We start from the raw sequence: 25612 nt of genomic DNA, 5'->3' as shown, positions 1-25612 counted from the left end.
CCAACTCAGACATATAGAATAGTTTTTATTCAAAACACAGAACAAACGTTTGTTCATAGTATAAGCAATTTTAGCTTATTTGTCAAGCCTTATTAAAAATATTTTTCTGCTACCACACCTTTTTTAACTTAGATTCAAATAAAGTCGTTTAATATCAGTATTAAATACTTCGCTAATATGCACAAATGATTTAGCAGAAACATTATCTTAAAAGGACCCCTTTGAGAAATATAAATGTATGACTTCTAAGTATACACGACAAATCTTGTCTCAATTTGCTTAAATCTCTTTTTAGCTCATTTAGAATAATTGTAATATTTACTTTGAAACCCTGCTCTTTGTATATTCACGATTGCTTTTCTATATTATTTCTTTTTTTTATTAACGTAAAAGTCCTCTTTTAACTTTTGTCCCATAATATTTCCATATTTGTATATAATTAATTTGTATTTTTTATAGGGTGACCAGATTTTTACACAAAATTATGAACACAATCATAAAAGGTAACCTGAATCCCTTCTCACTATCCAGACCGCAGACAAAGCAGCGATTGTTATCTTTTATTTCCATCTCTCCATTTTACTATCTTCATAGCTTTTATAACTCGATAAAAATCATCTTTATTCCACTGCCCCACCCACCTAAATATTTCTTCACCCTCTTTGTTAAAAATTAAAATAGTAGGGATAAAGAATATATCATATTTTAAGACAATCTCATCGCAATCTAATACATTTACAAAATAGACATCAACTTCATCTCTATATTTGTACCAGAAATCTTTTAAAAAATTTCTATTTGCCATACTCGGTCCGAACCATTTATTACCAAACTCAATTATATGGGGTCTGCCAGATTTTATGACTTTATCATAGCCTTTACATGGCAGTGTAGGTGGTGATTCTATCTTTAGAATCTTACAATTATAAACAAGAATACTAATTAATAGAACAATAACGATCTTATAATTTTTTAATGATCTCATTTTTGTATAATTCATAAAACTTTTTCTTTATTTCATCTCTAATCACTCGAAATTTATTGAGTTTTTCCTCATAATTTCCTTGAAAATTTGCAGGGTCTTCAAAACCAATATGGAACCTTTTTTTAACTTTACCTGAAAAAAATGAGCAGTTCTCTTTTGCATTATCACATACGGTAACAACCATATCAAAATCCTGATCAAGAAACTCAGACACATTCTTGGGTTCGTTTCCACTTTTTATATTTATACCAATTTCTTTCATTACTTCCACCGCTAATGGATGCACCTTTTCTGTAGGTTCAGAGCCAGCGGAGAGTACCTCGATCCTACTGTCAAAGGATTTCAAGACCCCCCCTGCCATCTGACTCCGACAGGAATTGCCGGTACATAGAATTAATATTTTCAATATCTGCCCCATCAAAAGCTCTGTATTAATTTATCTTTTTTTACCAAACATACAATCCTAAATTGTATTAAAAGTAAGAAATTTTTTATAAAATTTTATTAATTTAAAAATGAATAAATTGAGCTAAGAAGAAATGGCAGACCTATCAAGGCAATTAAAAAACTTCCTGGAAAGACAGGATAAATCAAAAATAGAACCCGCTAAAATATCAAACCTTAAAGAAAAACTTCAGAGAATATATGAAAAATCTACAAGAGAAAAATTCTTTCCTGAAGAGGTGGTTATTAAAGATTATAAAAATATTGAACATTTCATTAACGGAAAATGGTATAATACCCCACATGGTGATGTATTTATCGCAAGAAGTCAATTTCAAATTTCAAATAGAATGGGAAATAGGAAATTAGAGGAAATATTACAGATAAATGATACATGGCTGGCAAAACTTGGTAATTTTAAACAGATAGACGCAATTGATTTTAACCAGACAATATTCCTTGATACAGAAACAACAGGATTATCTGTAGGTACTGGAACAATCAGTTTTATAATCGGTATTGGCTATCTGAGCGAGGAAAAATTTTTTATTGATCAATATTTTATTGAAAACTTTAACAAAGAAGCGGGAATGCTATCATTACTTGCCGATTTTTTAAAATCTTACAGTACAATGATTACCTTTAATGGAAAAGCCTTTGATATACCAATTCTGGAATCCCGCTATATCTTAAATATGCTTGACTCCCCTTTTAAAAATCTTTCACATCTTGACCTTCTCTACCCTGCAAGACAGCTGTGGAATCTGGAACTTGAAAATTGCAAGCTTTCCACAATCGAGGAAAAAATTCTTTCAATAAAAAGAGAAAACGATATTCCAGGCGAAGAGGTGCCCAGATATTATTTCAGATATCTTCATACATCAGACCCGAAAGAAATAAAACCAATATTTGATCACAATAGACAGGACATACTTTCACTGGTACTTACAACAATTGCTATCTGGCAACATTTCCACAATATCGACCCACATGCAAACACCCCATCTATAAAAAAATCAAGAGCAAAAATCTTAACCAAAAAAGGGGAAATCGACAGAGCAATTGAAGAGTATAAAGAGCTAATCAGTCACAATATACCATCATTCGTAAAAAAAGAATTTCTAATAAAACTTGGCATGCTATACAAAAAGAAAAAGATATTTAGAGAAATGGAAAGTGTATTTTTGAAATCTATAAAAATTGATGATCCATTTTACTTAACCCCTTATATAGAACTTGCAAAATACTACGAACATAAGATGAAAAACTATAAAGAAGCATTAAAATATATTGAGATGGCTCTTGAAAGAATAAGTAATACAAAAAGAGAAGACATTCAACAATTAATAAAAAGACTAAACAGAGTAAAAAGAAAAATAGCTACCTAACACTCTTAGATGACCAGTTAATCCCCGTAATATTTCCTACAACCATCGCATCGTAAATACCTTTAGCCTCATTTGGAATTATATCTCTAAGTCTATCGTTAAATCTATAAATAACTTTCAGGCTATTGATACATGATTCACTGTAATGGATACATAGTTTGTCTGGATTATTATAATGAAATTGAATTGCTGAATTGTCTTTATAGACAGACCATATCCGAAACTCATCCATATAACCAATCCATAAGGTTGAATCAGAAAATCCAAGGGCAGAGGCACCAATTAAAATTTTATCAATAGCTAAATCAATTAATATGGGGAACTGATCAATAATTGTTCCATTCATATACAGATAAATAATATTGCCTGATCTTGTAACACATATATGGTAGAATCTATGGCCTCTATAATCATCTTCAAGCTTGTTGTACCGGAAAATATTTCCTTCCAATGTAAAAATTAGCTGAGACAGATACTTTGCATCTTCCCGCAGCTGCAAAATATCCCTATTGTGCCTTGCCAGTGATAAAATAACTCTATCATGAATCGTAGAATCATCAATACCAGATACCCACATCTCAATTGCAAAATCATTATTAAAAATACCATTCAGAGAGTCATCAGAATTTATTATAAGATAAAAATCACCGTCAAAATAGATTGAGTTGATATTCTCTTCCTTTCTAAGCCCACATCTAAAAAATATTAATATTGTAAGAAAAAATATCCCAAGCCTAAAAGCTTTAACGATCACCTGCTACTACACTCCTTAATCTAACTTCCAGATCCCTTTTTTCTTTCTGAATTTGACTCAGCCTTTTCAGGTATTCGGTTTCAAGCTCCCCTTTTAATTCCTTTTCCTTAATTTTATTTCTCAATAACCTTATCTCCTCATTATACTCATCAAAAATGATTCGTTTTATGCAGTCTATTGCTACCGTTCTGATATCCTCTTGATCAGGTATTTTTTCCAGATCAAGAGCATCCTGCATTAACTTCGATATAAACTTATTTTCACTTTCCATCCAGCCAAAATCAAATAGTTCCGATGGATTAAAATCACCCTCTTTTTCTAGCTTCTCAACAATTAAGCTGAACAATTTTCGCAAAATTTCTATCGTGAATCTCTCTTGATCAATATATTCCTGCACAAAATCTTTATACAGATGGGGGCTATGCAATAGAATTTTAATCAGTTCATATTCGGCCTTTTGTCGCCCCTTCAACTCCTTAAAATCAATAACTTTATCTCCCGTAGACTCTAACCGCGCTGACTTTCTTTTAAGTCTATTTATTAAATTGAAAAATGAAGACTCTTCGATTCCTATACGTTCAGCAAACTGCCTTGAGACCATTTCCTTTAATACGGGATTCCTTATATTCGCAAATTCCACTGCAACTTCATTTATCAGTTTTGTCTTTTCCACATTGGAAACTTTACTCCCTGCAATCTTATCGGCAATAAAATCAATAAAGTCAATTGCTTCTTCTATTATTTTGTTATATGCTTCAATTCCATTTTTCATCACAAAATCATCCGGATCACTTCCATCAGGCAACCTTGCAACTTTTACCTCGCACTCTTCTTTTAAAAGCACATAGCCTGCCCTCTCCGCGGCTTTTCTACCTGCTTCATCTCCATCGAAACTCAAAACGATACTATTTGCAAATCTTTTCAAAACCCGAGCGTGATGCTCATTAAAAGCAGTCCCCGAAACAGCAACTACATTTCTAACACCACTTTCATAAACTCTCATAAAATCAGTATATCCTTCAACGATTATTGCCTGCTGATTTTTTCTTATATAATCCTTTGACCAGTTTAAACCAAATAGTGTTGCACTTTTAAAATATATATCAGTCTCCGGGGAATTCATATACTTGGCATTATCATCTTCCTTAAGTGACCTACCAGCAAATGCAACAACTCTATTGTTCAAATTATAAATTGGAAACATAACTCTATCACGAAATCTATCATAACAGTTCCCCTTTTCACTTACAATAAAAAGACCTGATTTCTTTAAAACATTCAAAGAATATTTTGATAAGTTTAGAATATTAAACAAACCATCCCACTTATCCGGTGAATAGCCAATTTTAAACCTTTTAATTGTTTCCTCTCTAAGTCCCCTTGATTTTAAATAATTCAAAGCCTTTTCACCCTCTGGTTCAAATAACTTGCTTGTATAGTATTTAAGCGCAATTTCATGTAATTCATAAAGAAGTGATGTATCAGTTCTATTACCAACTCCTTTTTCGTCATACTCTAATTTGATACCATATTTTTCAGCTAATCTTTCCACAGCTTCTATAAAATCTATTTTTTCATATTCCATTAAAAATGTAAATACATTACCACCTCTTCCACATCCAAAACAATGATATATACCCATTTCAGGATTTACACTAAATGAGGGTGTCTTTTCATGATGAAAAGGACACAGAGCGAACCAATTTTTTCCTCTCTTTTTAAGCTGTACTACCTCTGAAATAACTTCAAGTATATCTGCTCTTGCTCTAATCTGATCTATCACATGCTGAGGTATCCTCGGCATTATTCAAACTCCACTATTGTCTTACCCGAGCCACCTCTTTCAGGAACATCGAAATAGTAATTCCTTATTCCTTTTATATTTTTGAGCAGATTCCAGACAAGCTTTTGCAGTACACCGGTTCCTTTCCCATGGACAATTTCGGCTCTTTTGACCCCCTTTAACATAGCCCTGTCGATAAATCTAATAACCTCCCCTTCTGCTTCATCGGGATACTTACCTCTTATATCAAGTGTCGTAGAGACTATATCTTCCTCAATATTAACAGAAAATCCATCATGTTCATTACTCTCAACAACCTTATCACCTTGCTCTACCAGTTCCAGTTCTGACGTATCAATCACAAGTATTTTATCATCAATAACAACCGATGCTTTATTTGTTTTTTTATTTACTTCCTTAATTATACCGTTTTTATTAAGTACTTTTACAAGTACCATATCACCTTCGTTTAAATCAACATTTATAATCTTTTTCTTTTCTTGCCTCTGTTTTATGTCTTTTTCCATATCATTTATAATATTTAACGTTTTCTTAATTGTCATTTTGTCTGCCTTTGTTTCTCTGATCTCTTTTATAGTTCTGTTTAACTCTCGCTTATATTCCTCAACAATTGCCATTAATTTTTCTTTCAATTGCTTTTCAAACTTTTTCTCTTTTTCCTTTAATCGATCCAGTCTTTTTTGATATTCCTGTACAACTTTATCCAGTGTTTTCTTTGCTCTTTCAACTTCCTCTCTTTCTATTTCTAACCTCTTCCTTTGCTTATCAATCTCCAAAAGTAATTTTTCATAATCTACAACATCTTTGCCAATATAGCTTCTAGCTCTTTCTAACAGGTCACTATCAAGACCTATCCTCTTGGATATTTCGATAGCAAAACTATTTCCAGGAATCCCAACTTTCAATTTGTAGGTTGGCTCAAGTCTATCAGGATCAAAATCCATTCCTGCATTAACTACCTTTGGATTCTCCTCGGCAAAAGCTTTTAGCGCATTATGATGAGTTGTTACAATGGTAAATGCACCCCTTCCAATCATTTCCTCGACAATAACCCGCCCAAGGGCAGAGCCTTCGACCGGATCAGTACCCGTCCCAAGTTCATCTATTAAAATCAAACTCTTATTATCAGCAACATCTATAAAGTTTTTTAGATTTTTCATATGGGAAGTAAATGTAGATAGGTCATCTTCAATTGACTGCTGATCTCCGATATCAACTAAAAACTTATCAAAAAACGGAATGTAACTCCCTTTATCAGCAGGAATTGGTAATCCACACATTGCCATAAGGGACAAAATCCCGACTGTTTTCATTGCTACAGTTTTACCACCAGCATTTGGACCTGTTATAACTACAGCTTTAATATTTCCCGATACTTGAAAATTTAGTGGTATGACATCTTTGATCTTTGCAAGTACGGGATGTCGGGCATTCAGTATGTAAAAACCATTGTTTTCACCAACTATCTCCGGTAACGAACACTTCTCTTCGACGCCATAGGTTGCACAAGCATTCAGATAATCCAGCTCAATAAGTTCTACAATATTTGCTAATATTGTATCAATATTGGGTCTTATTTGTTTTGTAACATTTTTCAATATACGTCTTATCTCATCTTTTTCCTCTTCTTCAAGTTCTACTAATTTATTATTAATATCTACTATCTCCATAGGTTCAGTAAATGTAGTCTGTCCCGTTGCAGACTGTCCGTGAATAACTCCACTTACTTTTCTTTTAAATTCAGTCCTTACAGGAATTACGAGCCTGCCATCTCTAATAGTCGGTTTATCCTCCATTAACCAGCCTTCTTTTCTGGCTTTCGTCATAACATGCTCTATCTTAATGTGCATTAGATCAACCAGATGTTTAATTTCCGCCCTTATCTTTGCCAACTGCGGAGAAGCACTGCTCTTAATCTTCATATTTATATCAAGAATCTTATCTATCCCTTTTCGTATATTTAAAAGCGGGTCTAACACAACTATGTTAAAGCTTAAAGGTTTAAGGCAATCTTTGTGCTTTGCATAAAAAGATTTTATACCAGCACACATAGTGAGAATATTCCTGAGCTCGTTAAGCACTTCAACCGGATAAAAAGACTCTTTAACTCTTCCTTTTAAAATCTCATCCCTAATGTCATTAAACTGCACAATAGGGAGTTTCTCACCCCTTTCAATCAATGACATTAAAGACCATATTTTATCCTGAGTGGATTTTATTTCAATTAAATTGTTAAAAGGCTTTATAGATAAAATTCTCTTGCAACCCGGGGAAGAAAGAGCTTTTTTGGATATATGACCAAGCAACTTATAATATTCAAGTTTCCTATAAACATTTTCCATTTCTATCATAAATTATTCGTTCTTTTGTACTTCAAGATTAAAAATGCTTCTTATACTGTTTCCAATGTTATCAAGCTCGTCAGATATATGGAAAATTTTTGTAACATCGGTTTTTACTCTATTCAAAACGGGATACAGAACAGACTTTTCCCTTATCTGCTTATCAATCGTTAATTCAGGGAAAACTGAAATAAGCCATATTACAAGGCACATAATTACCACACCTTTGAGTCCACCAAATGCAAGTCCCAATGTTTTATCAAGCCACACAAGACGAAGCATCTGTATTAAGCCCTTGACTATTGTTCCGAGCAGGTAAAATGCCAAATATATAACTATAAAAACTATTAAAAATCCTAGTACGACCTGCACTCCCTCAGCAGATGGGAAGAAATTTTTAACAAGTGATACCCCGACTGAATAATATTTAATGCTTAACACTGTTGAAAATCCGAGGGCAATTAGCTTTACAGCCTCCTCAATCAACCCCCTTCTGAAACCCCTCAATGCCAGGAAGCCAATAATAATTAATGTAATAAAATCAAAAATATTATTGATCATTGATTTACCCTGCCAGCTTTGAACGAACTATTTTTTGTACCTCAGAACCATCCGCTCTACCCTTAACTATCTGCATAATCCTTGGCATAACCTTGCTCATATCTTTCATACTACTTGCCCCTACTTCTTTTATAACCTGATCAATAATTTTAATAAGTTCCTCCTGACTTAACTTTTCTGGTAGATATGTCTGTATTATTTCCAGTTCACGAAGTTCCCTTTCAGCCATATCCTCTCTTCCAGCTTTTTCGTACGCCTCTATTGCCTCTTTTCTCTGTTTGACAGCATGATTTAAAACATTAATAACCTCGTCGTTAGATAAATCTCTTTTAAGTTCTATTTCTTTTTGTTTAATTCCATTTTTCAACATCCTGATAACACTGACCATCAATATATCTTTTTTCTTCATAGCCTCAACTAAATCTCTTTGTAACCTCTCTTTTATACCCATACCAAACCTCTTTTAACCCTTTTAATTATTTATCATTATAATTGAATACATCCTCCCTGTTTTCCCCCTATCTCTTCTATAAGAAAAAAACTTCTCTGGATCACAGGCCGTACAATGCTTTAAAAATTCTATATTATCTACTGGTATGCCTACCCTCAATAACCTGTCCTTGATCTCTTCTTCCATATTGAGAAAAATTTTCCCATTTTCTAATTGATAGTAATGCTTAAAGTAGCCAATGATATCATCCCCGATTTCGTAGCAACATTCCCGAATAAATGGACCCACAGCACAGAAAATCTCGTCCATCTTTGAACCAAATTCTTTTACAACTACATCAGCGAACTTTTCAATTATACCCTTTACAATTCCTCGCCATCCAATGTGAACAGCACCGATAACCCTCTTCTTTGTATCACAAAATAATGCAGGAGCACAATCAGCTGTCTTTACCGCTAATATCAACCCTTTTTTATTCGTCACCAACCCATCACCCCTACCTGCTATCCCAGGTTTTGATACTATAAAAACCTTTGAGCTATGAATTTGGTCGACCTCAGAAATGAATTCTGGAAACAATCCAAAACTTTTAACAAAATCACCCAAGGTATTTATTTTATTACCAGTCGACTCACCTTTAATTCCAAAAGCATGATTAACCCAGGGTATTTTATCTAACAAAATCGAGCTTAAATAGTGCAAGCTTCCTTTTTTACTCGCTATCTTTAATTGTATTTCTGATCTCAATCAATAACCTTTCCATTAACTAATATTGCAACTGGCTCAACCTTTTCTCCATCAAATCTAAGTATAAATGAACTATTATTTACTCTTGGCCTATTGCCAGTAAATGAAATATTCCTTGAAATACCCCTGAATAGATTTAACTCATTCAAACGATCCCTTAAACTTTCCCTTGAAACATCTTTTTCATTTATACTGGAAAGAATAGCATTCATTGTATCATATCCATACAATTGGAATCTCCCTGGATACTTACCAAACTTTGCTCTAAATCCTACTGACATATTTCTATAGCTAACCTTCATTTCATCAATATAGTAGTCACTTATAAAAAAAAGATTCTTAATATAGGACTTACTCCTTCTTAACCTATAAATATCATACCAATTTCCGTCACCCAGTAAAAACGTCTGAATATTATAGTAAGCTACCTGTGGTAAAATATAATCCATATCCGAGGTATGTATAGGTAGAAACAAAGCGTCAATGGTGGTTATCTTATAATCCAGAGTATCCCGCTTCGGTATTTCAAATTCTGCTGAATCCATCAATCCAGTGTATATAAGAACATCTTTTAATCCCATTTCAACTATGCTATCGCCAAGAATATAACTATATAACGAATCATTTATATAAAATAATAGATTATAGTATAAGGACCCTGGCGTATTTATAAGAGCATTTAAACTGTCAGCCATAAATTTCAACTTTTTCTCAAAATTTTTTCTGGCTATTTCCAAACCTATTGCTCTAATTCTTCTCAGCTGTTCTGAAATATCCTCAGGAGTACCATAATACCATTGCTGGGTTAAAATATTACCTCCGTAAAAATCAAATGCCTCACAGAATGCATCCGCCATCTCTTTACCGTACATATCAAGCGGTGCAATTACCGCTACATTTTTGAATTTCATAACATCTACAGCATATTTTGCAAGCATGTAACCCAAATTAACATAATCAACATTTGCCTGAAAAATGTATCGCCCTAACCCAGTTAATCTACTATCAGTAGCAGTAGGAGTAATAAGTGGTATTTTTCTTTCATTAGCAATTACTCCTGCAGGTATACAATTTTTACTTGTAACCGGGCCAAAAACGCATATCACTTTATTATTCCTAGCAAGGTAATTCATTTGATGAATTGTCTTATAAATATCACCATTGTTATCAAATATGATAAAGGATATATCAATATCCGAAATCCTTCTAAATTGTATTAATGAATACTTCACACCTTCAAGAATAGCATTACCGATTTTAGCATAATCACCAGACAGTGGCAGAATAACCCCTATATAGTATTTTTTATCATGGCTCCCCCTTATTTTATCATATATATCCCGATAATACTGATCCGATAATATTTCCGAAATCTCTTTTCTAACCGTCTTTAGCTCTTTTATCCCCTCGCGATCCATTCCCATATCACTATATTTCTCAGCAAGTTTCAATACAATTATTGCATTTTCAGGACCCGTTGCAATATCCTTTAAGTCCTCAAGTTTTTCCAAAGATAAATGAAAGTCAGAAATTATACTCAACATATCAGATGCTTTATCAATAAGAATTGAATTATCAGAATAGGCAACAGCCTTTGCATAATTCACAAATGAACTATCATAAATCCCAAGTAATAGGTAGGCATCACCAAGTGCGTAATACAAATCATCAATGTACTTTGAATTTTTAACACTCCTAATGAAACTTAGCCCTTCTTCTATCACTTCTTTATATCTACCAAGTCTCAAATTACATTTAATAGCCATTAAAAAAGAGGCGTTATAGTATTTATTTTTCAGGGATGGAATCGACCTCAACTCATCAAACAATTGATATGCTCGGTTGTATTCCCCTCTATTATAAAACTTTACACCATCTTCAAATTTAATCTTCAGTGTATCAACAAATTCCTTTAGAGTATCAGCTTTAAGAGTACTATCACCATACAAAGTATCCATAACTATAGTATCAATAGCTGTCGATTTAATAGAATCCTGTATAGAATACTCAGGTATTAATAGATTAACAAATATAAATGAGACAATTATTAATATAAACGTACGTGCTATTCCCATTCTATCGTCCCCGGTGGCTTTGTAGTGATATCATATACAACCCGGTTAACACCTTTAATTTTATTCACAATTTTCGTGGCTATACTGTCCATGATATTATAGGGTATCTTTGCCCAATCCGCCGTCATACCATCCATGCTCGTAACAGCCCGGAGTGCTATTACATTTTCATATGTCCGCTTATCACCCATAACCCCCACAGTTTTTACCGGCAATAGCACAGCAAAAGCTTGCCATATTTTATAATACTCACCGCTTGATTTCAGCTCATCAATAAATATCTTATCTGCTTTCCGCAGCAGTCTTAGTCGATACTTTGTAACCTCGCCAATTATCCTTACAGCCAATCCGGGACCAGGAAACGGATGACGGTAAAGTATCTCTTTCGGTATGTTAAGCTCCTCACCTATTTTTCTCACTTCATCTTTAAATAAAAATTTAAATGGTTCAATTAATTTAAATTTTAACCTCTTCGGCAAACCTCCAACATTATGATGACTTTTAATCGTCTGGGATGGACCTTTTACAGAACGACTCTCAATAACATCCGGATAAAGTGTCCCTTGTGCAAGAAATCTTACCCCTTTATATTTTTTTACTATCTCTTCAAAAGCTCCTATAAAAGTTCGCCCTATTATTTTTCTCTTACGCTCAGGGTCTGTTACACCTTTTAATGCTTTTAAAAAATTATGGCTATAATTATAACTTTCTATAGGAATACCAAGATCTTTTTTTAGCCTTTTTACCACCTCAATTTGTTCATCTGCCCTCAAAAGCCCATTATCTATGAATACTGGGATACACTGCTTGCGAAGAGTCTGATATAATATTACCGACATTACAGATGAATCAACACCTCCACTAACTGCAACTAAAACCTTTTCTCCACCGACTCGTTCCTTTACTTCGGACTTAATTTGGTCAATTATATATTTCGGAGTAAAATCCTGTTTCAATTTGGCTATCCTAATAAGAAAATTGCGAATAATTTCTTTACCGTATGCGGTATGAATAACTTCAGGATGAAATTGAACACCTATAATCGGCTCTGTTTTATGAGACAAAACCGCCGGGACATTATACTCAGTAACAGCTATTATTTCAAAATCTTCCGGTAGAGTATCGACATGATCACCATGACTCATCCATACTATGAACTCTTTGTCAATTCCTTCGAAAAGAGGCGATTTTCTTACTACCCTTAAAAGACTTCGCCCGTACTCTCTTTTAATATCGGAGTGCACCTTAGCGCCAAAGTGCTTAGCAATTATCTGTAATCCGTAACAAATACCAAGCATTGGCAAGCGTAAATTAAATACTTCAGGGTCTATATCTGGGGATTCCACCTCATACACACTTGAAGGACCACCGGAGAAAATAAGAGCTGATACTCCATTTGCCTTTATCTCATTGGCAGTAACCTTAGGTTCCACAATTTCCGAAAATATATTACACTCACGAACTCTTCGGGCAATTAGCTGAGTATATTGTGAACCAAAATCTATTATCCATACTTTATTAATTTTCCTGTCGTCCATTAAAGCGTCTCTACCCATTTTTTAAAATGATTAATAACAGTGTAATTTGTAAGATCATAATGGATCGGTGTTATGGAAATATAATTATTAATAAGAGCAACATCATCTATATTTATATCATCTTCTTTAATTATTTTATCCCCTTCCATCCAGTAATACGTTCGATTACGCGGATCAACTCTCTTGTCAAAACTTTCTGCATAACCAGAAGTTCCCTGACGTGTTATTCTTACGCCCTTTATTTCGTCAATACTTTTTACATTGGGAACATTAATATTGAGCAATGTTCCTTCAGGTAATCTATCTTTTAAAATCTTATCTACAATTTTCACTGCAAATTGAGCCGCAGGTTTAAAATTGGGATTGGTATAGGTTCCAAGTGATATTGCTATCGATGGTATTCCCATTATTGTGCCCTCTGTAGCAGCTGAAACAGTTCCTGAATATATTACATTGATTCCAGTGTTAGAACCAAGATTAATTCCCGATACAATCATATCTGGTTTTTTATCCAATAAAGCACATACCCCTATTTTTACACAATCAGCAGGTGTACCCGATACAGCAAAACCCTCCCATCTACCGTTTTTGGAAAAATTCTTGACCCTCAATGGATCTGAAAGAGTTATTGCATGGCCTACAGCACTTTTTTCACTTTCCGGTGCTACAACTACAACTTTCCAAAATTTTCTGAGCTCTGTCACCAAAGTATCTATACCTTCAGCAAAAATGCCATCGTCATTTGTTACAAGAATATAGTAATTATTCTTTCTCATTGAAAGAAGCTCAATATCCTTACTAGCAGGCTTTTTAACTCCGCCCTCTCACATACAATATCAACAAAACCTTTTTCGAGCAAGAACTCAGCTCTTTGAAACCCTTCAGGCAAATCCTGCCCTATTGTTTGCTTTATTACACGCGGTCCTGCAAAACCAATAAGAGCACCAGGCTCTGCTATATGTATATCACCGAGCATAGCATAGCTTGCTGTTGTCCCACCTGTTGTCGGATCTGTAAGTATCGATATATATGGGATACCCTTCTTATGCAACCTCGTCAGTTTTGCACTGGTCTTAGCCATTTGCATCAGAGAAAGGATACCCTCCATCATTCTCGCACCACCCGATTGAGATATAATGATTAGTGGTCGATTTAATTCAATCGCTTTATCAATAGCCCTTGCTACCTTCTCCCCTACAACAGATCCCATACTTCCACCTATAAATCTAAAATCCATTACCGCCATAATGACATTTATTCCACCGATACTTCCCATAACGGTTCTTACTGCTTCATTCATTCCCGTCTTTGCAATAGCATCTTTCAGCTGGTCCGAATACTTCTTCAGCGCTTTAAATTTCAATGGATCATTAGATTTTATATGAGTATTAAATTCTTCCCAACCTTCATCAAGTAACAGTCTTAAATAAACATCCGATGAAATTCTGAAATGGTAGCCACATTTCTTACAAACCCAATAATTTTTCTCCAATTCTCTGGTATAAAGTATTTCATTACAGGAAGAACATTTTGTCCATAATCCATCGGGAATATCCTTCTTCCCCGTGCTCAACAACCCTTTTTTCTTTCTCTTAAACCAGGCCATTTCAACTCTCTATTTTTTTTGTTAAAAGTAAAGCATCATCACGGTTATTATAATACTTTTTTCTCACACCAACAACTTCAAACCCATATTTGAAGTACAATTTCTTTGCTTCCTCATTTTTTGAATTTACATCAAGATATATATATAAAATTCCATTCTCTTTCGCTTCTTTTATCACTTTTTCAAGCAACATCCTACCTAATCCCATCCTTCTTTTCTCTGGATGTACTGCTAAATTGGCTATATGTATTTCATCATCAATGTACCAAAATATCACAAAACCCCTAACTTTATCCTCTACTTCAACTACATAAAATCTTGTTACAGGATTTCTAAGTTCATTCATAAATGAAAACTCAGACCATGGATTTTCAAAGGAAAGCTCTTCAATTTCCATAACCATTTCAATATCATCAGCGGTAGCTTCCCTTATTTCTGCTTTGACTTTTACTTCCATTTAACAGCCTTAAATTCCGAGAAATAATATGGTTCAAGCTCGAAACTATAAAGGGCTTTTAATTTATCAAAATATAAACATCCAAGTATAGCTGTATCTACACTATCAGGGTACCTTACAAGTACCTCTTTGTTATCAAGATTGAAGGGATAATTCCCAATAAATCTTTTTACTTCCTGGAATTTCTCAACTAATGATTCTACAGAATCAACATCGGGTTTCTTATCAAATAAATTATTCTCATCCCCTGCTTTAACGTAAAAAACATAGTTACTATAAGACCTTATAAACAAAATTGTGTACTCATCAACCTCATCCTTAACCCTGTGGTACAAAGATGAAAATGTCGGCACAGGCAGTATAGGTTTGTTTATTACTATTGCCATCCCTTTTGCAAAGCTCAAGCCTATCCTGAGACCTGTATAAGAACCTGGACCGTTTGTTACAGCTATTCCATCAAGTTCATCAAAGTTAATCCCTGATTTCTTAACTTCGTATAAAAGCTCTGTTATCATCTCCGCATGTACAGATTTACCAATAACACTTTTATGAATAAGCACCTTACAATTTTCAACCAAAGCAATACTACAATTCTCTGTACTTGTGTCAATTCCCAGTATTTTCACTTATATACCTCATCTTGGATAAAGGTTCGATCCATTCGACATTTCCTTTAATCATTATTATTCTTTTATTCTCCTGTGCAAACTGACTCTCAAATCTAATTCTGATAACATCATCAGGCAACAATACTTCAATCTTGTCACCCCACTCTATTAAAACAACACCTGGCGATGCAATATACTCAAAAATCCCGAGTTCTATCCATTCATCAATTCTATTTTCCCTATAACAATCGATATGATAGACTTTAAATTTATCTCCTTTATATTCATTAACTAAAGTGTATGTAGGACTTGTAATAAAATCCTTAACACCACATCCTTCACAAACTCCCTTTATCATAGTAGTCTTTCCAGCACCTATCTCTCCATAAAATGCAATTGTCTCATTTCCTTTTAATAATTTACCTATTTTCACCCCAAACTGGTATGTTCTCTCAGCGCTATCAGAAATATACTTAATCACTTCAACCTCGGCTCCAAAATAGCTACTGGCACAATCATCTCTTCCAAAGAAATACCACCGTGTTGAAAAGTATTTTTATAAAATGTCTGATACTTATGATAATTTGTAGGATATACAAAGTAATAATCTTCCTTAGCTATTATATAATTCGTATTTATACCAAAAGATGGTAATTTGTACTCTTCAGGTTTTTTTATATTTAACGCATATTTGGGATGGGTATTTAGATTTTTACCATATTTAAATCTTATATTAGGAGAAGTTTCCCTATCTCCTATTACTTCGACATCATGTTTGACTTTAATGCTTCCATGATCACTCGTTATTACAATTTTAAAATCATATTGTGAAAAATTTCTCAATATCGAATATAACCACGAATTTTTAAACCACGTCCTAATTAAAGAACGATATCCAGCTTCATCCGGTACTATCTCCTTTAAAAAGTCCATCTCTGACCTTTTATGAGCAAGCATATCGACAAAATTTATTACCACAGCTACCAGAGGTGAAGTTAAATATGTATTAATTTTTTTCTCCAATGTCCAGCCCTCTTCAGAACCAATTATTTTTATATATTTATAACTACCTTTTAATGTAATTCCATTCTTCTTTATTAAACTTCCAAGCATCGAAGATTCATATCGATTCATGGAACTCTCGCTTGAATCATTCTTAAGCCAGATATCAGGATAATTTTTAGTAAAATCCACTGGGAATAAACCACTGAATATCGAGTTTCTCGCAAAAGGAGTAGCTGATGGAATAATAGAGTAATAATAGTCAGTCTTTATATTGAAAAATTCATATAGTTCTGGTGAAAATGTCAGCCATTGATCAAGCCTCATACAATCAATAAGAATAAATAATACTTTCTCCCCTCTGATTAAAAAGGGGGAAACATATTTTTTTATCAAATCTGGTGATAATGTCGGTCTTTTCTGGGGATGTTCATTAACCCATTTTTTATAGTTTTTTTCGATAAAACGGGAAAACTCCAGATTACATGTTCTTTTTTGATCCTCTAATGTCTCCTTAAGACCACTATCTGGATATTCATCAAATTCCACTTCCCATCTCGCAAGCTTTAGGCAAATTTTTATCCAATCATTATAATCAAGGTCTGAGAAATTAATTCGTGACATCTTATTGAACTCTTCCAGGTAATCCTTTGATATCTGCTCAAGGGTTATTCTACCCTGTTCCAATATTTTTTTACATACCAGCAAAACCTGAGATGGATTTATTGGTTTTGTTAAATAATCGGTTATTTTCATCCCGATTGCCTCTTCCATCAAAGATTCTTCTTCATTTTTTGTCACCATTACAACGGGTGTCGCAGGTGAAATTTCTTTTAGCTCCTCAAGTGTTTTCAATCCATCCTTCCCGGGCATTATCTCATCAAGTAATACAAGATCAAAATGATCCTGACATACCAGTTTTATCGCATCTTCACCATTGGTAACAGGAACTACTTCATAACCCTTACTTCTTAGAAATAAAATATGTGCCTTCAACAAATCTACTTCATCATCTACCCACAATACTTTTTTCTTTTTCATAGTCAAATCCACCTCTTTCAACCTCTAAATATAATTATTTATAAGTTTTTATACTTTAGTTATATTTTATTCAATTGCTTCTCCTTTACTCCAAGCTTTAATAAATTCTCAAAATTCAAAATACTGGTGTTTTCCACAAAGAATTGAAAACAGAAAAAGACTAAGTTCTTATTAAATATAAATTATATACGAGACTAAACTTGTAGCAATATCGAAATAATCTTTTTATTCATTTAAACTTAACAAATAAAAACAAAGGCAATTAGAAATAATACCGATCTTATTTTTTAATAAGTTATTTTGTCGTCATTACGAAATCGCCCTTCCAATCAGGTGGCGGTGGATTCTTCTTGTAAAATTTACATCTTTCTATAAATACCCTCGATGGTGGATCATCACCACGAACCCTTATTGCTTTTTGAAACCATTTTATAGCATTATCCCAATCTCTATTCCAATATGCCATCAAACCCTTAGTAAAATAATCTCTGACTTCCTCCATATTACCATCAAGCTTACCTTTCTTCGAGAGTAATTCATAAACTGTAATTGGTTTTGTCTTACCCTTTACCACCAATTTATCCAGCACTCTTGCTTCTATTTTATCTTTTGCACTATTATACGTTGTTTCCCCAATCATAATCCATGTTCCATATACCTTATTTGCACCCTCAAATCTCGATGCCTGGTTGACAGCATCCCCCATCACAGTATATTGAAAGCGCTGATTGGAACCCATATTACCTGCACTAACTATACCCGAATTTATTCCCATTCTTACATAAATATTTACACCATGGTCCTTTCTAATCTCTTCTCTTAACTCCTTCAATTTTTCCTGCTGGTCTAAAGCAGCCCAACAGGCTTTCCAAGCATGATCAGGATCCTCAACTGGCACACCGAAATCACACATAATAGCGTCACCCTCGTATTTATCAACATAACCATCATAAGACATCAGGATTTCAGTCATTGGAGATAAATACTTATTAAGAACTATTGCTAACTCCTCAGCAGGTAATGTCTCTGAGATAGTAGTAAACCCTGCTATATCAGAGAAGAACATTGTTGCTTCTCTTTTCTCTCCCTTCAGACTAAATGCTTCTGGATGTTCTTCTAAATACCTGAGGATTCTTGGACTCATGTATGTCTGAAACATACTTCTTATTTTCTTCTTTTCTCTCTGCTCTGCAATAAATTGATACAATACATCGGTAACATAGCTTACAAACACACCCGCTATGACAGGAGTTATATAAAGCCATGTATTATTATTTTTAAATAGAAAAATGGATAAATAAACGCCTAAGGCTATATTCGCAAGAGTAAATAGACCCCCAAAGACTGGTCTAATAAGTAAAACCAGCATAACAGTAATCAAACAAAAGATAAGTATAAGCAGGAAGTCCAAGGTCAGTGGCAGTGTCTTTATATAATTACCATCTAATATTGTTTGAATTGCATGAGCGTGAGTTTCAACTCCTGGCATTAATCTTCTAACACCACCATATTCGTAAAATGGAGTATACTTATTATCGTGTAGCTCTTCTATTGAAACACCTACTAAAACTATTTTGTCTTTAAATGGATTCTCCGATTGGATAATATCTTCAACAATACTCGTATCTCCCTCAGCAAGAGCGGCAAATGCCTCCACCTGCTTTACAGAATCCGATAGAAGAGCTATCCTTAGCTCATAAGGATAAATTGAGTTTTTCTTAAACAATTCCATATAGTCTGTATCCTCTTCTTCCTTTAAATCAAACTCAGAATCATCAAGAATAGATGATAAAGAGTATGTTGGAAAAGTACCAGCAGGTCCGTAATAATTTATTAGCACTGTCTGTTCAAACCCTCTTGAACCCCTATGTGCTAATACCCTTAAACTATCGGCTTTTGTACTATCAAAAAAGACAAAAAATCCTTCATCATCCAAATAAAAATCTGGATTTGGCGACAGACCATTTTCTTTAAATATAACCTTCATCCCTATGGAATAAATAAAACTATTATTCACTAAATCGAAAATTAAATAACGTCTTGTAAATCCATCGGGATCCTGTATCTCACCTACGACTCCCCACTCAGAACCAGTCTCCATAAGGATAGGAATTGGCGTATCAGCAAAAGAATAAACCCCTCCTCTCGAAAATTGCCTCACAATCTTTCCGCACAAGATAACATTACCTGCCCTTTTTATCTGTTCAGCAAGCAGGCTATCCCCATTTGGATTTTTATAATCAGGCTCAGTAAACTGGATATCAAATACAATTAGTCTTGCTCCTACTTCAATCAAATTTTTCACAAGGTGTGCATAGTATTCTCGAGGAAAAGGATATCTATCTTTGCAAGCTTTAAATGTCTGATCATCTATTGCAACGACTATTATATTAGAATTTGATACATCAAGTGGTCCCCTTACCTTAAATCTATAATCGAGAAATTTCAATTCAAGAGATCTAAAAAATCCTATACGAAGTAATAGGAACATAACAAGAGAAACACCAAAAGCTATAATAAAACCGGCTATAAGTTGCCTTAGTATATTTTTTTTCATTAAAAGGTTTCTAGAAAGTGAATGTATATCCTATATTAAAGCTCAAATCATTATAAGTATTTTCTGGATCGTTTAAGTTATCATATTTTAACATACCGCGAATTCGGTGATTACTAAATATTATTATATCTCCTCCAATGTATATAGTACTTTGATTAAATGATATACCTCCAGTGGCATTGATATATTTATAACCCGCATATACATTTGAACCCATATTAGAAACATCGTATATCGCTCTGAGGTCTATGGAACTGAACTCATTTGGTTTTTTAGAAAGACCACTTTTACTGGTATTCTTGGAAAAACTTATATAGGTACGCATTGGAAAGGCATATTGAGTATTTAAACTAATTCTATACATGTCTGAATTCAAAGAGGAAAATCTATATCCAGGCAACCTATCTTCAATCCTGTCGACGCGATCAGAATTATTGTATATAAATCTTATCTGGTTCGTTAATCCACCTAACTGCAGCTTATGGCTAATACTAAAACTTTGAGTAATTGTAACATTATCTTCTCGATAATCGTATAATGTATCTCCCCTGCCTGTGCTCACCGTATCAAATGTTGTTATATCATTTGCCCGGCTATTCTGTCTTGTGGAGAAATTAATCTGTGGCAGCCCTTCCCCTGGATAGATAGAAAATCCAGCAGAAAAGAGGCTTATTGTATTCGTAGCCCTATTCTCTTGGCTAAGATTGTCTCTACGTTGATCAAATAATAAGTTTAAAAATAATCGCCCATTAAATAATCTTATTTTATCAGAAATTGTATATCCCTGAATATTATTGCGCATATACGGATTGGCCAATGAATAAAAATGTGGTCCAATGCGCCTGTATTCAAAAATTATATAATTATTAAGATAGTTTAACTTCAATTTACTTTTAAATGCAGTGGAAGGCATATCAAGAATCTGCTTTAAACCTATATTACCACTTGTGTCTGGTATTATTGGTAACAAAGGTCTTTGATTCTGGTTTATTATAAATATATCTTTTATATCCTCGGGTTCTATAGGTATTGTACTCAATTCAAAATAATCTCCAATTTTACCATCCATTAAAGAATCATCGGCTAAAAAAGTATCTAACTTCGCCTTGGTGAGAACCCCATCATAAATATTTGTATTCAACATAGAAAAAGCACCTTCTGTTCTGAAAACAACTCTTCGATTATCAAATGTTAAAGTGAGATCCGTACCAACTACTATGTTGTCTTCGGGCATATCACCAGCCATTTCAATTTTATCAAATGCTAGTGTTGTTGATCCTAAAAATTTCTTTACCGATAATGTATCATCTTTTGCTTTAATGACCGAAAGACCAAGCTGAAATCTCCTGCCACTTCCAAAATACGGTCTTATGGCAAATACATTTCTCTTAAAAGTATAACCCGTTCTCTTATATATTGAATTGATAGAATCCAGCTTTATATCTCCTTTAATCGCTCTTTCACTCTCCCCAATTATAAGCTGTAAATTTATGTATTTCAGTTTCAAGTTTCCCTCAAATCCTCTTATTCTTTTTCCATTTAGACCAAGCTCATTCATCCTTGGTGTTACGTCTCCAAAATTCAAATCCACAAATGGAGTATTAATAACTGCTAAATATCTATTCTTGGGCTGCCTATTTGGAGATTCCTGTGATGTTAGAAATACTAAAGACCTGAACTTAAGCCAATCATAATTTACATCACCAATCACTCTAATGGATTGGATATCCTGTTTTATACCTCTTATCTGCTCTGATAATACGTTTGATTCAATCCTACCCGAGTATTTAATAAGCTTTTCAGCTTCCTCCTTGCTTCTTGCCATTGTAAATCCCCAAATTAACGGCTTAAAAGATTCACCGTTAATGTTCTTCATCTCAATACGTACAGAATGTATCCCCGGTCTTACGCCGGTAGGTCTGCATAAAATCATATCCTCAGTTTTTTCAGCAGCTTTTGTAATATTTAGCCCATCTATGAATATCCTTATACTATTCAAATCAACATCTGAAACATTAAATAACGAAACAGCTATTAAAAGTTCCCCAGGAGCAATAACAGAACCTTCCTCGGGACTCAAAATTAATGCTCCAGACTCAACACCTTCATCTGAAGAGGAACTTTCGGTTGCTTCTACCTGCCGACTTTCAATCATTTCATTTTTTTCAAGAACAGATAAAAAGATAGGTACATTATATGGATCAACTTCAGGATACGCTAAAATTGCACCATCACTTGATTCAATAATAATTAAATATTCTACGCCCTGAGGTGTAACAAAACCACCGGGTATTGTCCCTTTAAAAACACCATTTTCGTATACTAAATTAGTCTCATTATAACTATCAGAACCAGCAATCCTGTAATATAACGTGGCACTTGATATCTGGATATCTGGAGGTTCTAAAATAGCCTCAATTTTTATTGGTTCACCTTCATAAACTTCACTGGGTGGTGTATGATATATCTTATATTGCCCAAATATAGTTGCTATTTGTATTATAAATAAAAAAAGGGATGCTTTAACTTTCATATTAAAGACCTCTTTCCAATGAAAATCTACAACAGGATTTACTTATACTCAATAATTATTTCTTTCGTATCTCCATCTGAATTTTGTAATTGTATACGCAAGGTGTTTATTTGTTCCTCCTCTTCGGCTTCTGTCGGATCTTCTGGCATTTCATCTGGCGACACATTTTCCACATTAATTTCTCCATCGGGAGTGGATGTACCCGATTGATTGGCTCCAACAACCACTGTTATACCGCTATTATTATTAGTTACTTCTACTGTCCCCTCTACACCATAAAAAATGTCCCCATTCACAGGATCAGATATAACCCAGAAAATAGTTCCCTTAACGGATGCTACCGATGTTGGTGTAGCAATTACAAAATCACCCTTTCTCTGCTTACTAATTTCTGCCTTCAAAATCCCATATTGCATATTGATCTGCTTTGAAATCTCTCCTTGCTTTCTATCTCCTGCAATAACCATTTGTGTATTTTCCCTTATCTTTAGCTGACTCTTATCATCAAGAAATACTATTACTGCATAACCATTATCACCAGTTTTCACAACATCTTTATTGAAAATAGAGGTGCCAATTTTAAGATCATATTTAAATTCTTTATCTTCTGCCCGTTTTAACTTTGCATTTCCCTTGGATTTTATCGTCAAGGCAACTTTTTCACTTGAATAAGAAAAAGTGTATAATAAAATTATCATAATTAAAGGTAAAATTTTTACTCTCATAGCGTCCTCTCGGTATTATTCAATTCTTATATTTTGAATTGTATAATTACCCATTAAAAATCCATTAGCTATATCCTGCAATTGATCCTGAGTTAATTGTTGAGTATCATTTAGGAGAATCACTCCTGTTGGCAAAAATCCATTTAATTCACCCGAAAAAAGATTTTCATAGGTATCAGTACCAATTATCTGCTCCAGTAACTGCAAATAAATATTAGTCTCTCCTTCTCTTTCTGCAGAAAATACTTTAAAAACAAATATCTCACTTTCAACGGTTTCAGGTCCAGAAGTAGTAGGATATACTTTTTTAACCTGCCAGACATAATATTTGCCTTGTTCTAGCGGCTTTGCCCCTGATAGTGGGTATTGAAAAGTAGTTGGTGCCGTATTGAGGCTCGTTGTCTTAAGTTGTAAAACGATTTCCGGCGGTATCCGATAATACCCACCATTATCCGGGAAAGGTAGATTAGAATCATCATTCAAAGCTTCTTCAACGGATGAATGTTTAGCTGGATCATACTCGCAAATTCTTATCCAGTAACCACACTGGGGAAATAAATCTTCATTCCACATGAATTCTGCTGATTCCCACTGAAATATAGGATACAGTGTTTGAATCTGAATTTGATCTTCAAAAGCGCCACCTGGTGCAATTAACTCAAGACTTGTGGGATTAGATATAGCCAGAATTTCGTCATCGCTGATAATTTCAGCACCTTCCTCATTTAGAATTTTGAAGAAAAATGAATATGTTCCTGCTGGCAACCTACCTGAAGCAAAAACAACTTGCTGGATTGAAGCGAACTCATCTTCTGAAATATATTCAGATTCTTCAACATCAATCCCTGTTAGTGGTGTACCATCATCATAGTAGATTCTGTCCATATTAAGGTCAATATCTTTTGTTGTGATAGTTATCGAGGAATTGCCCTTAAATGTGAAAGGAGTTGTCAAAACTCTAAATATGACCTTATTATCAAGCCCCAGGGCTGGAACATCAGCGATCATTTCAAACTCAATTTTAATCCTAACATCTAATGGCTCACTATTAAGTAATGTATAGGAAAAAATATCAGGATTATTTCGACCATCGTTAAAATCAAAATCCGATAGATAAAATATCTCATAGTTATAAAAGTAATTCTTAATAATCTGAATATTTGTCGTACCCTGAGGCATAACCATTACTATTAAAAAAACTATTGAGGCGAGTAAAAATAACCTCTTCATTTTAAATCCTCCTAAAACATATTTATTTTATATAAAACTAAATTAAATTTATGTGAGGTAGAACAAATAATCATCTAATAATGAATATAATATTGAATTAATATTCTTACAAACAAAAAAAGTCCCAAATAGGGACTTTGCTTAAAAGTTTCCCGGTGACGACCTACTCTCCCACCCTGTCTCCAGGGCAGTACCATCGGCGCTGGAGGGCTTAACTTCCGAGTTCGAAATGGGATCGGGTGTTTCCCCTCCGCTATAGGCACCGGGAAAATTCTTGAGAGAAGAGAGCGTGATTCAAATTAATCTTATAAAAAGATTTGATCAAGACTCACGGACTATTAGTACCACTCGGCTGAACCCCTCACAGGGCTTACACCTGTGGCCTATCAACCTCGTAGTCTACGAGGGTCCTTCAGTCCCGACGTTAATCGGGAAGGGAGATCTAATCTTGGGGTGGGCTTCGCGCTTATATGCTTTCAGCGCTTATCCCTTCCGAACATGGCTACCCAGCGGTGCGCCTGACGGCACAACTGGTACACCAGAGGTTCGTCCGCTCTGGTCCTCTCGTACTAAGAGCAGCCCCCCTCAAATCTCCTGCGCCCACAGCGGATAAGGACCGAACTGTCTTGCGACGTTCTGAACCCAGCTCACGTGCCGCTTTAATGGGCGAACAGCCCAACCCTTGGGACCTTCTCCAGCCCCAGGATGCGACGAGCCGACATCGAGGTGCCAAACCTCCCCGTCGATGTGAACTCTTGGGGGAG

General features: G+C 34.4%; 21 protein-coding genes and 2 rRNA genes. 1 reads left to right on the top strand and 22 read right to left on the bottom strand.

Annotated elements, in window-relative coordinates; translation table 11 throughout:
- Nucleotides 1–553: 553 nt before the first annotated feature.
- Nucleotides 554–985, bottom strand: coding sequence for a thioredoxin family protein (locus tag H0Z29_01420; GenBank protein ID MBO8130157.1), 432 nt, complete (start codon nt 983–985; stop codon nt 554–556).
- Nucleotides 963–1403 (bottom strand): arsenate reductase ArsC, encoded by a 441-nt coding sequence (locus H0Z29_01415; protein MBO8130156.1) that lies wholly within the window; start codon nt 1401–1403, stop codon nt 963–965. The genes H0Z29_01420 and H0Z29_01415 overlap by 23 nt, the downstream gene beginning before the upstream one ends.
- Before the next feature lie 121 nt (nt 1404–1524).
- On the opposite strand from H0Z29_01415, the gene H0Z29_01410 reads away from it, so the two are divergent.
- A complete protein-coding gene (locus H0Z29_01410) occupies nt 1525–2817 on the top strand; it encodes a ribonuclease H-like domain-containing protein (protein MBO8130155.1) in 1293 nt (430 codons plus the stop codon).
- Here H0Z29_01410 and H0Z29_01405 read toward each other — a convergent pair.
- From H0Z29_01405 to H0Z29_01310, 20 genes are all read right to left on the bottom strand, one after another.
- Complete coding sequence (locus tag H0Z29_01405) at nt 2810–3571, bottom strand: hypothetical protein (GenBank protein ID MBO8130154.1); 762 nt, start codon at nt 3569–3571, stop codon at nt 2810–2812. The two genes, H0Z29_01410 and H0Z29_01405, sit on opposite strands and share 8 nt — an antisense overlap.
- Nucleotides 3561–5375 (bottom strand): DNA primase, encoded by a 1815-nt coding sequence (locus tag H0Z29_01400; GenBank protein ID MBO8130153.1) that lies wholly within the window; start codon nt 5373–5375, stop codon nt 3561–3563. Before H0Z29_01400 ends, H0Z29_01405 begins: the two co-directional genes overlap by 11 nt.
- Nucleotides 5375–7726, bottom strand: a complete 2352-nt coding sequence (locus H0Z29_01395) for an endonuclease MutS2 (GenBank protein MBO8130152.1) — start codon at nt 7724–7726, stop codon at nt 5375–5377. The genes H0Z29_01400 and H0Z29_01395 overlap by 1 nt, the downstream gene beginning before the upstream one ends.
- A 3-nt stretch (nt 7727–7729) precedes the next feature.
- The gene (locus H0Z29_01390; protein MBO8130151.1) at nt 7730–8278 is read right to left on the bottom strand and encodes a CvpA family protein; all 549 of its coding nucleotides are present in this window, start codon (nt 8276–8278) and stop codon (nt 7730–7732) included.
- A gap of 4 nt (nt 8279–8282) precedes the next feature.
- Nucleotides 8283–8729, bottom strand: a complete 447-nt coding sequence (locus H0Z29_01385) for a GatB/YqeY domain-containing protein (protein MBO8130150.1) — start codon at nt 8727–8729, stop codon at nt 8283–8285.
- A 21-nt stretch (nt 8730–8750) separates the two neighbouring features.
- Nucleotides 8751–9476: a peptidoglycan editing factor PgeF gene (gene pgeF, locus H0Z29_01380; GenBank protein ID MBO8130149.1), complete on the bottom strand. Its 726-nt coding sequence runs from the start codon at nt 9474–9476 to the stop codon at nt 8751–8753.
- Nucleotides 9473–11551, bottom strand: coding sequence for a penicillin-binding protein activator (locus H0Z29_01375; protein MBO8130148.1), 2079 nt, complete (start codon nt 11549–11551; stop codon nt 9473–9475). Before H0Z29_01375 ends, pgeF begins: the two co-directional genes overlap by 4 nt.
- On the bottom strand, nt 11542–13089 hold the full coding sequence (gene guaA / locus H0Z29_01370) for a glutamine-hydrolyzing GMP synthase (protein ID MBO8130147.1): 1548 nt from the start codon (nt 13087–13089) through the stop codon (nt 11542–11544). Before guaA ends, H0Z29_01375 begins: the two co-directional genes overlap by 10 nt.
- Nucleotides 13089–13865: a 5'/3'-nucleotidase SurE gene (gene surE, locus H0Z29_01365; protein ID MBO8130146.1), complete on the bottom strand. Its 777-nt coding sequence runs from the start codon at nt 13863–13865 to the stop codon at nt 13089–13091. Before surE ends, guaA begins: the two co-directional genes overlap by 1 nt.
- Nucleotides 13862–14695 (bottom strand): acetyl-CoA carboxylase carboxyltransferase subunit beta, encoded by an 834-nt coding sequence (locus H0Z29_01360; protein MBO8130145.1) that lies wholly within the window; start codon nt 14693–14695, stop codon nt 13862–13864. The genes surE and H0Z29_01360 overlap by 4 nt, the downstream gene beginning before the upstream one ends.
- Nucleotide 14696: 1 nt before the next feature.
- Nucleotides 14697–15152, bottom strand: a complete 456-nt coding sequence (gene rimI, locus H0Z29_01355; protein MBO8130144.1) for a ribosomal protein S18-alanine N-acetyltransferase — start codon at nt 15150–15152, stop codon at nt 14697–14699.
- Nucleotides 15143–15778: a tRNA (adenosine(37)-N6)-threonylcarbamoyltransferase complex dimerization subunit type 1 TsaB gene (gene tsaB, locus H0Z29_01350; protein ID MBO8130143.1), complete on the bottom strand. Its 636-nt coding sequence runs from the start codon at nt 15776–15778 to the stop codon at nt 15143–15145. The genes rimI and tsaB overlap by 10 nt, the downstream gene beginning before the upstream one ends.
- Nucleotides 15759–16241 (bottom strand): tRNA (adenosine(37)-N6)-threonylcarbamoyltransferase complex ATPase subunit type 1 TsaE, encoded by a 483-nt coding sequence (gene tsaE / locus H0Z29_01345; protein MBO8130142.1) that lies wholly within the window; start codon nt 16239–16241, stop codon nt 15759–15761. Before tsaE ends, tsaB begins: the two co-directional genes overlap by 20 nt.
- Nucleotides 16238–17803: a response regulator gene (locus H0Z29_01340; GenBank protein MBO8130141.1), complete on the bottom strand. Its 1566-nt coding sequence runs from the start codon at nt 17801–17803 to the stop codon at nt 16238–16240. Before H0Z29_01340 ends, tsaE begins: the two co-directional genes overlap by 4 nt.
- Nucleotides 17804–18098: 295 nt before the next feature.
- Complete coding sequence (locus H0Z29_01335) at nt 18099–20360, bottom strand: adenylate/guanylate cyclase domain-containing protein (GenBank protein ID MBO8130140.1); 2262 nt, start codon at nt 20358–20360, stop codon at nt 18099–18101.
- Between the two features lie 10 nt (nt 20361–20370).
- Nucleotides 20371–22893 (bottom strand): hypothetical protein, encoded by a 2523-nt coding sequence (locus tag H0Z29_01330; protein ID MBO8130139.1) that lies wholly within the window; start codon nt 22891–22893, stop codon nt 20371–20373.
- A 38-nt stretch (nt 22894–22931) separates the two neighbouring features.
- Nucleotides 22932–23618: a FecR domain-containing protein gene (locus H0Z29_01325; GenBank protein MBO8130138.1), complete on the bottom strand. Its 687-nt coding sequence runs from the start codon at nt 23616–23618 to the stop codon at nt 22932–22934.
- 15 nt (nt 23619–23633) lie between these two features.
- Entirely contained in the window at nt 23634–24848 is a 1215-nt protein-coding gene (locus H0Z29_01320; GenBank protein MBO8130137.1) for a hypothetical protein, read from the bottom strand.
- A 150-nt stretch (nt 24849–24998) separates the two neighbouring features.
- Nucleotides 24999–25115, bottom strand: a 5S ribosomal RNA gene (gene rrf, locus H0Z29_01315).
- 48 nt (nt 25116–25163) lie between these two features.
- A 23S ribosomal RNA gene (locus H0Z29_01310) occupies nt 25164–25612 on the bottom strand; the annotation flags it as partial.

The organism is Candidatus Neomarinimicrobiota bacterium, assembly GCA_017656425.1.
In the GTDB taxonomy this organism is placed as follows: domain Bacteria; phylum Fidelibacterota; class UBA2242; order UBA2242; family B5-G15; genus JACDNV01.
This window is presented reverse-complemented; position numbering and strand designations above follow the sequence as displayed.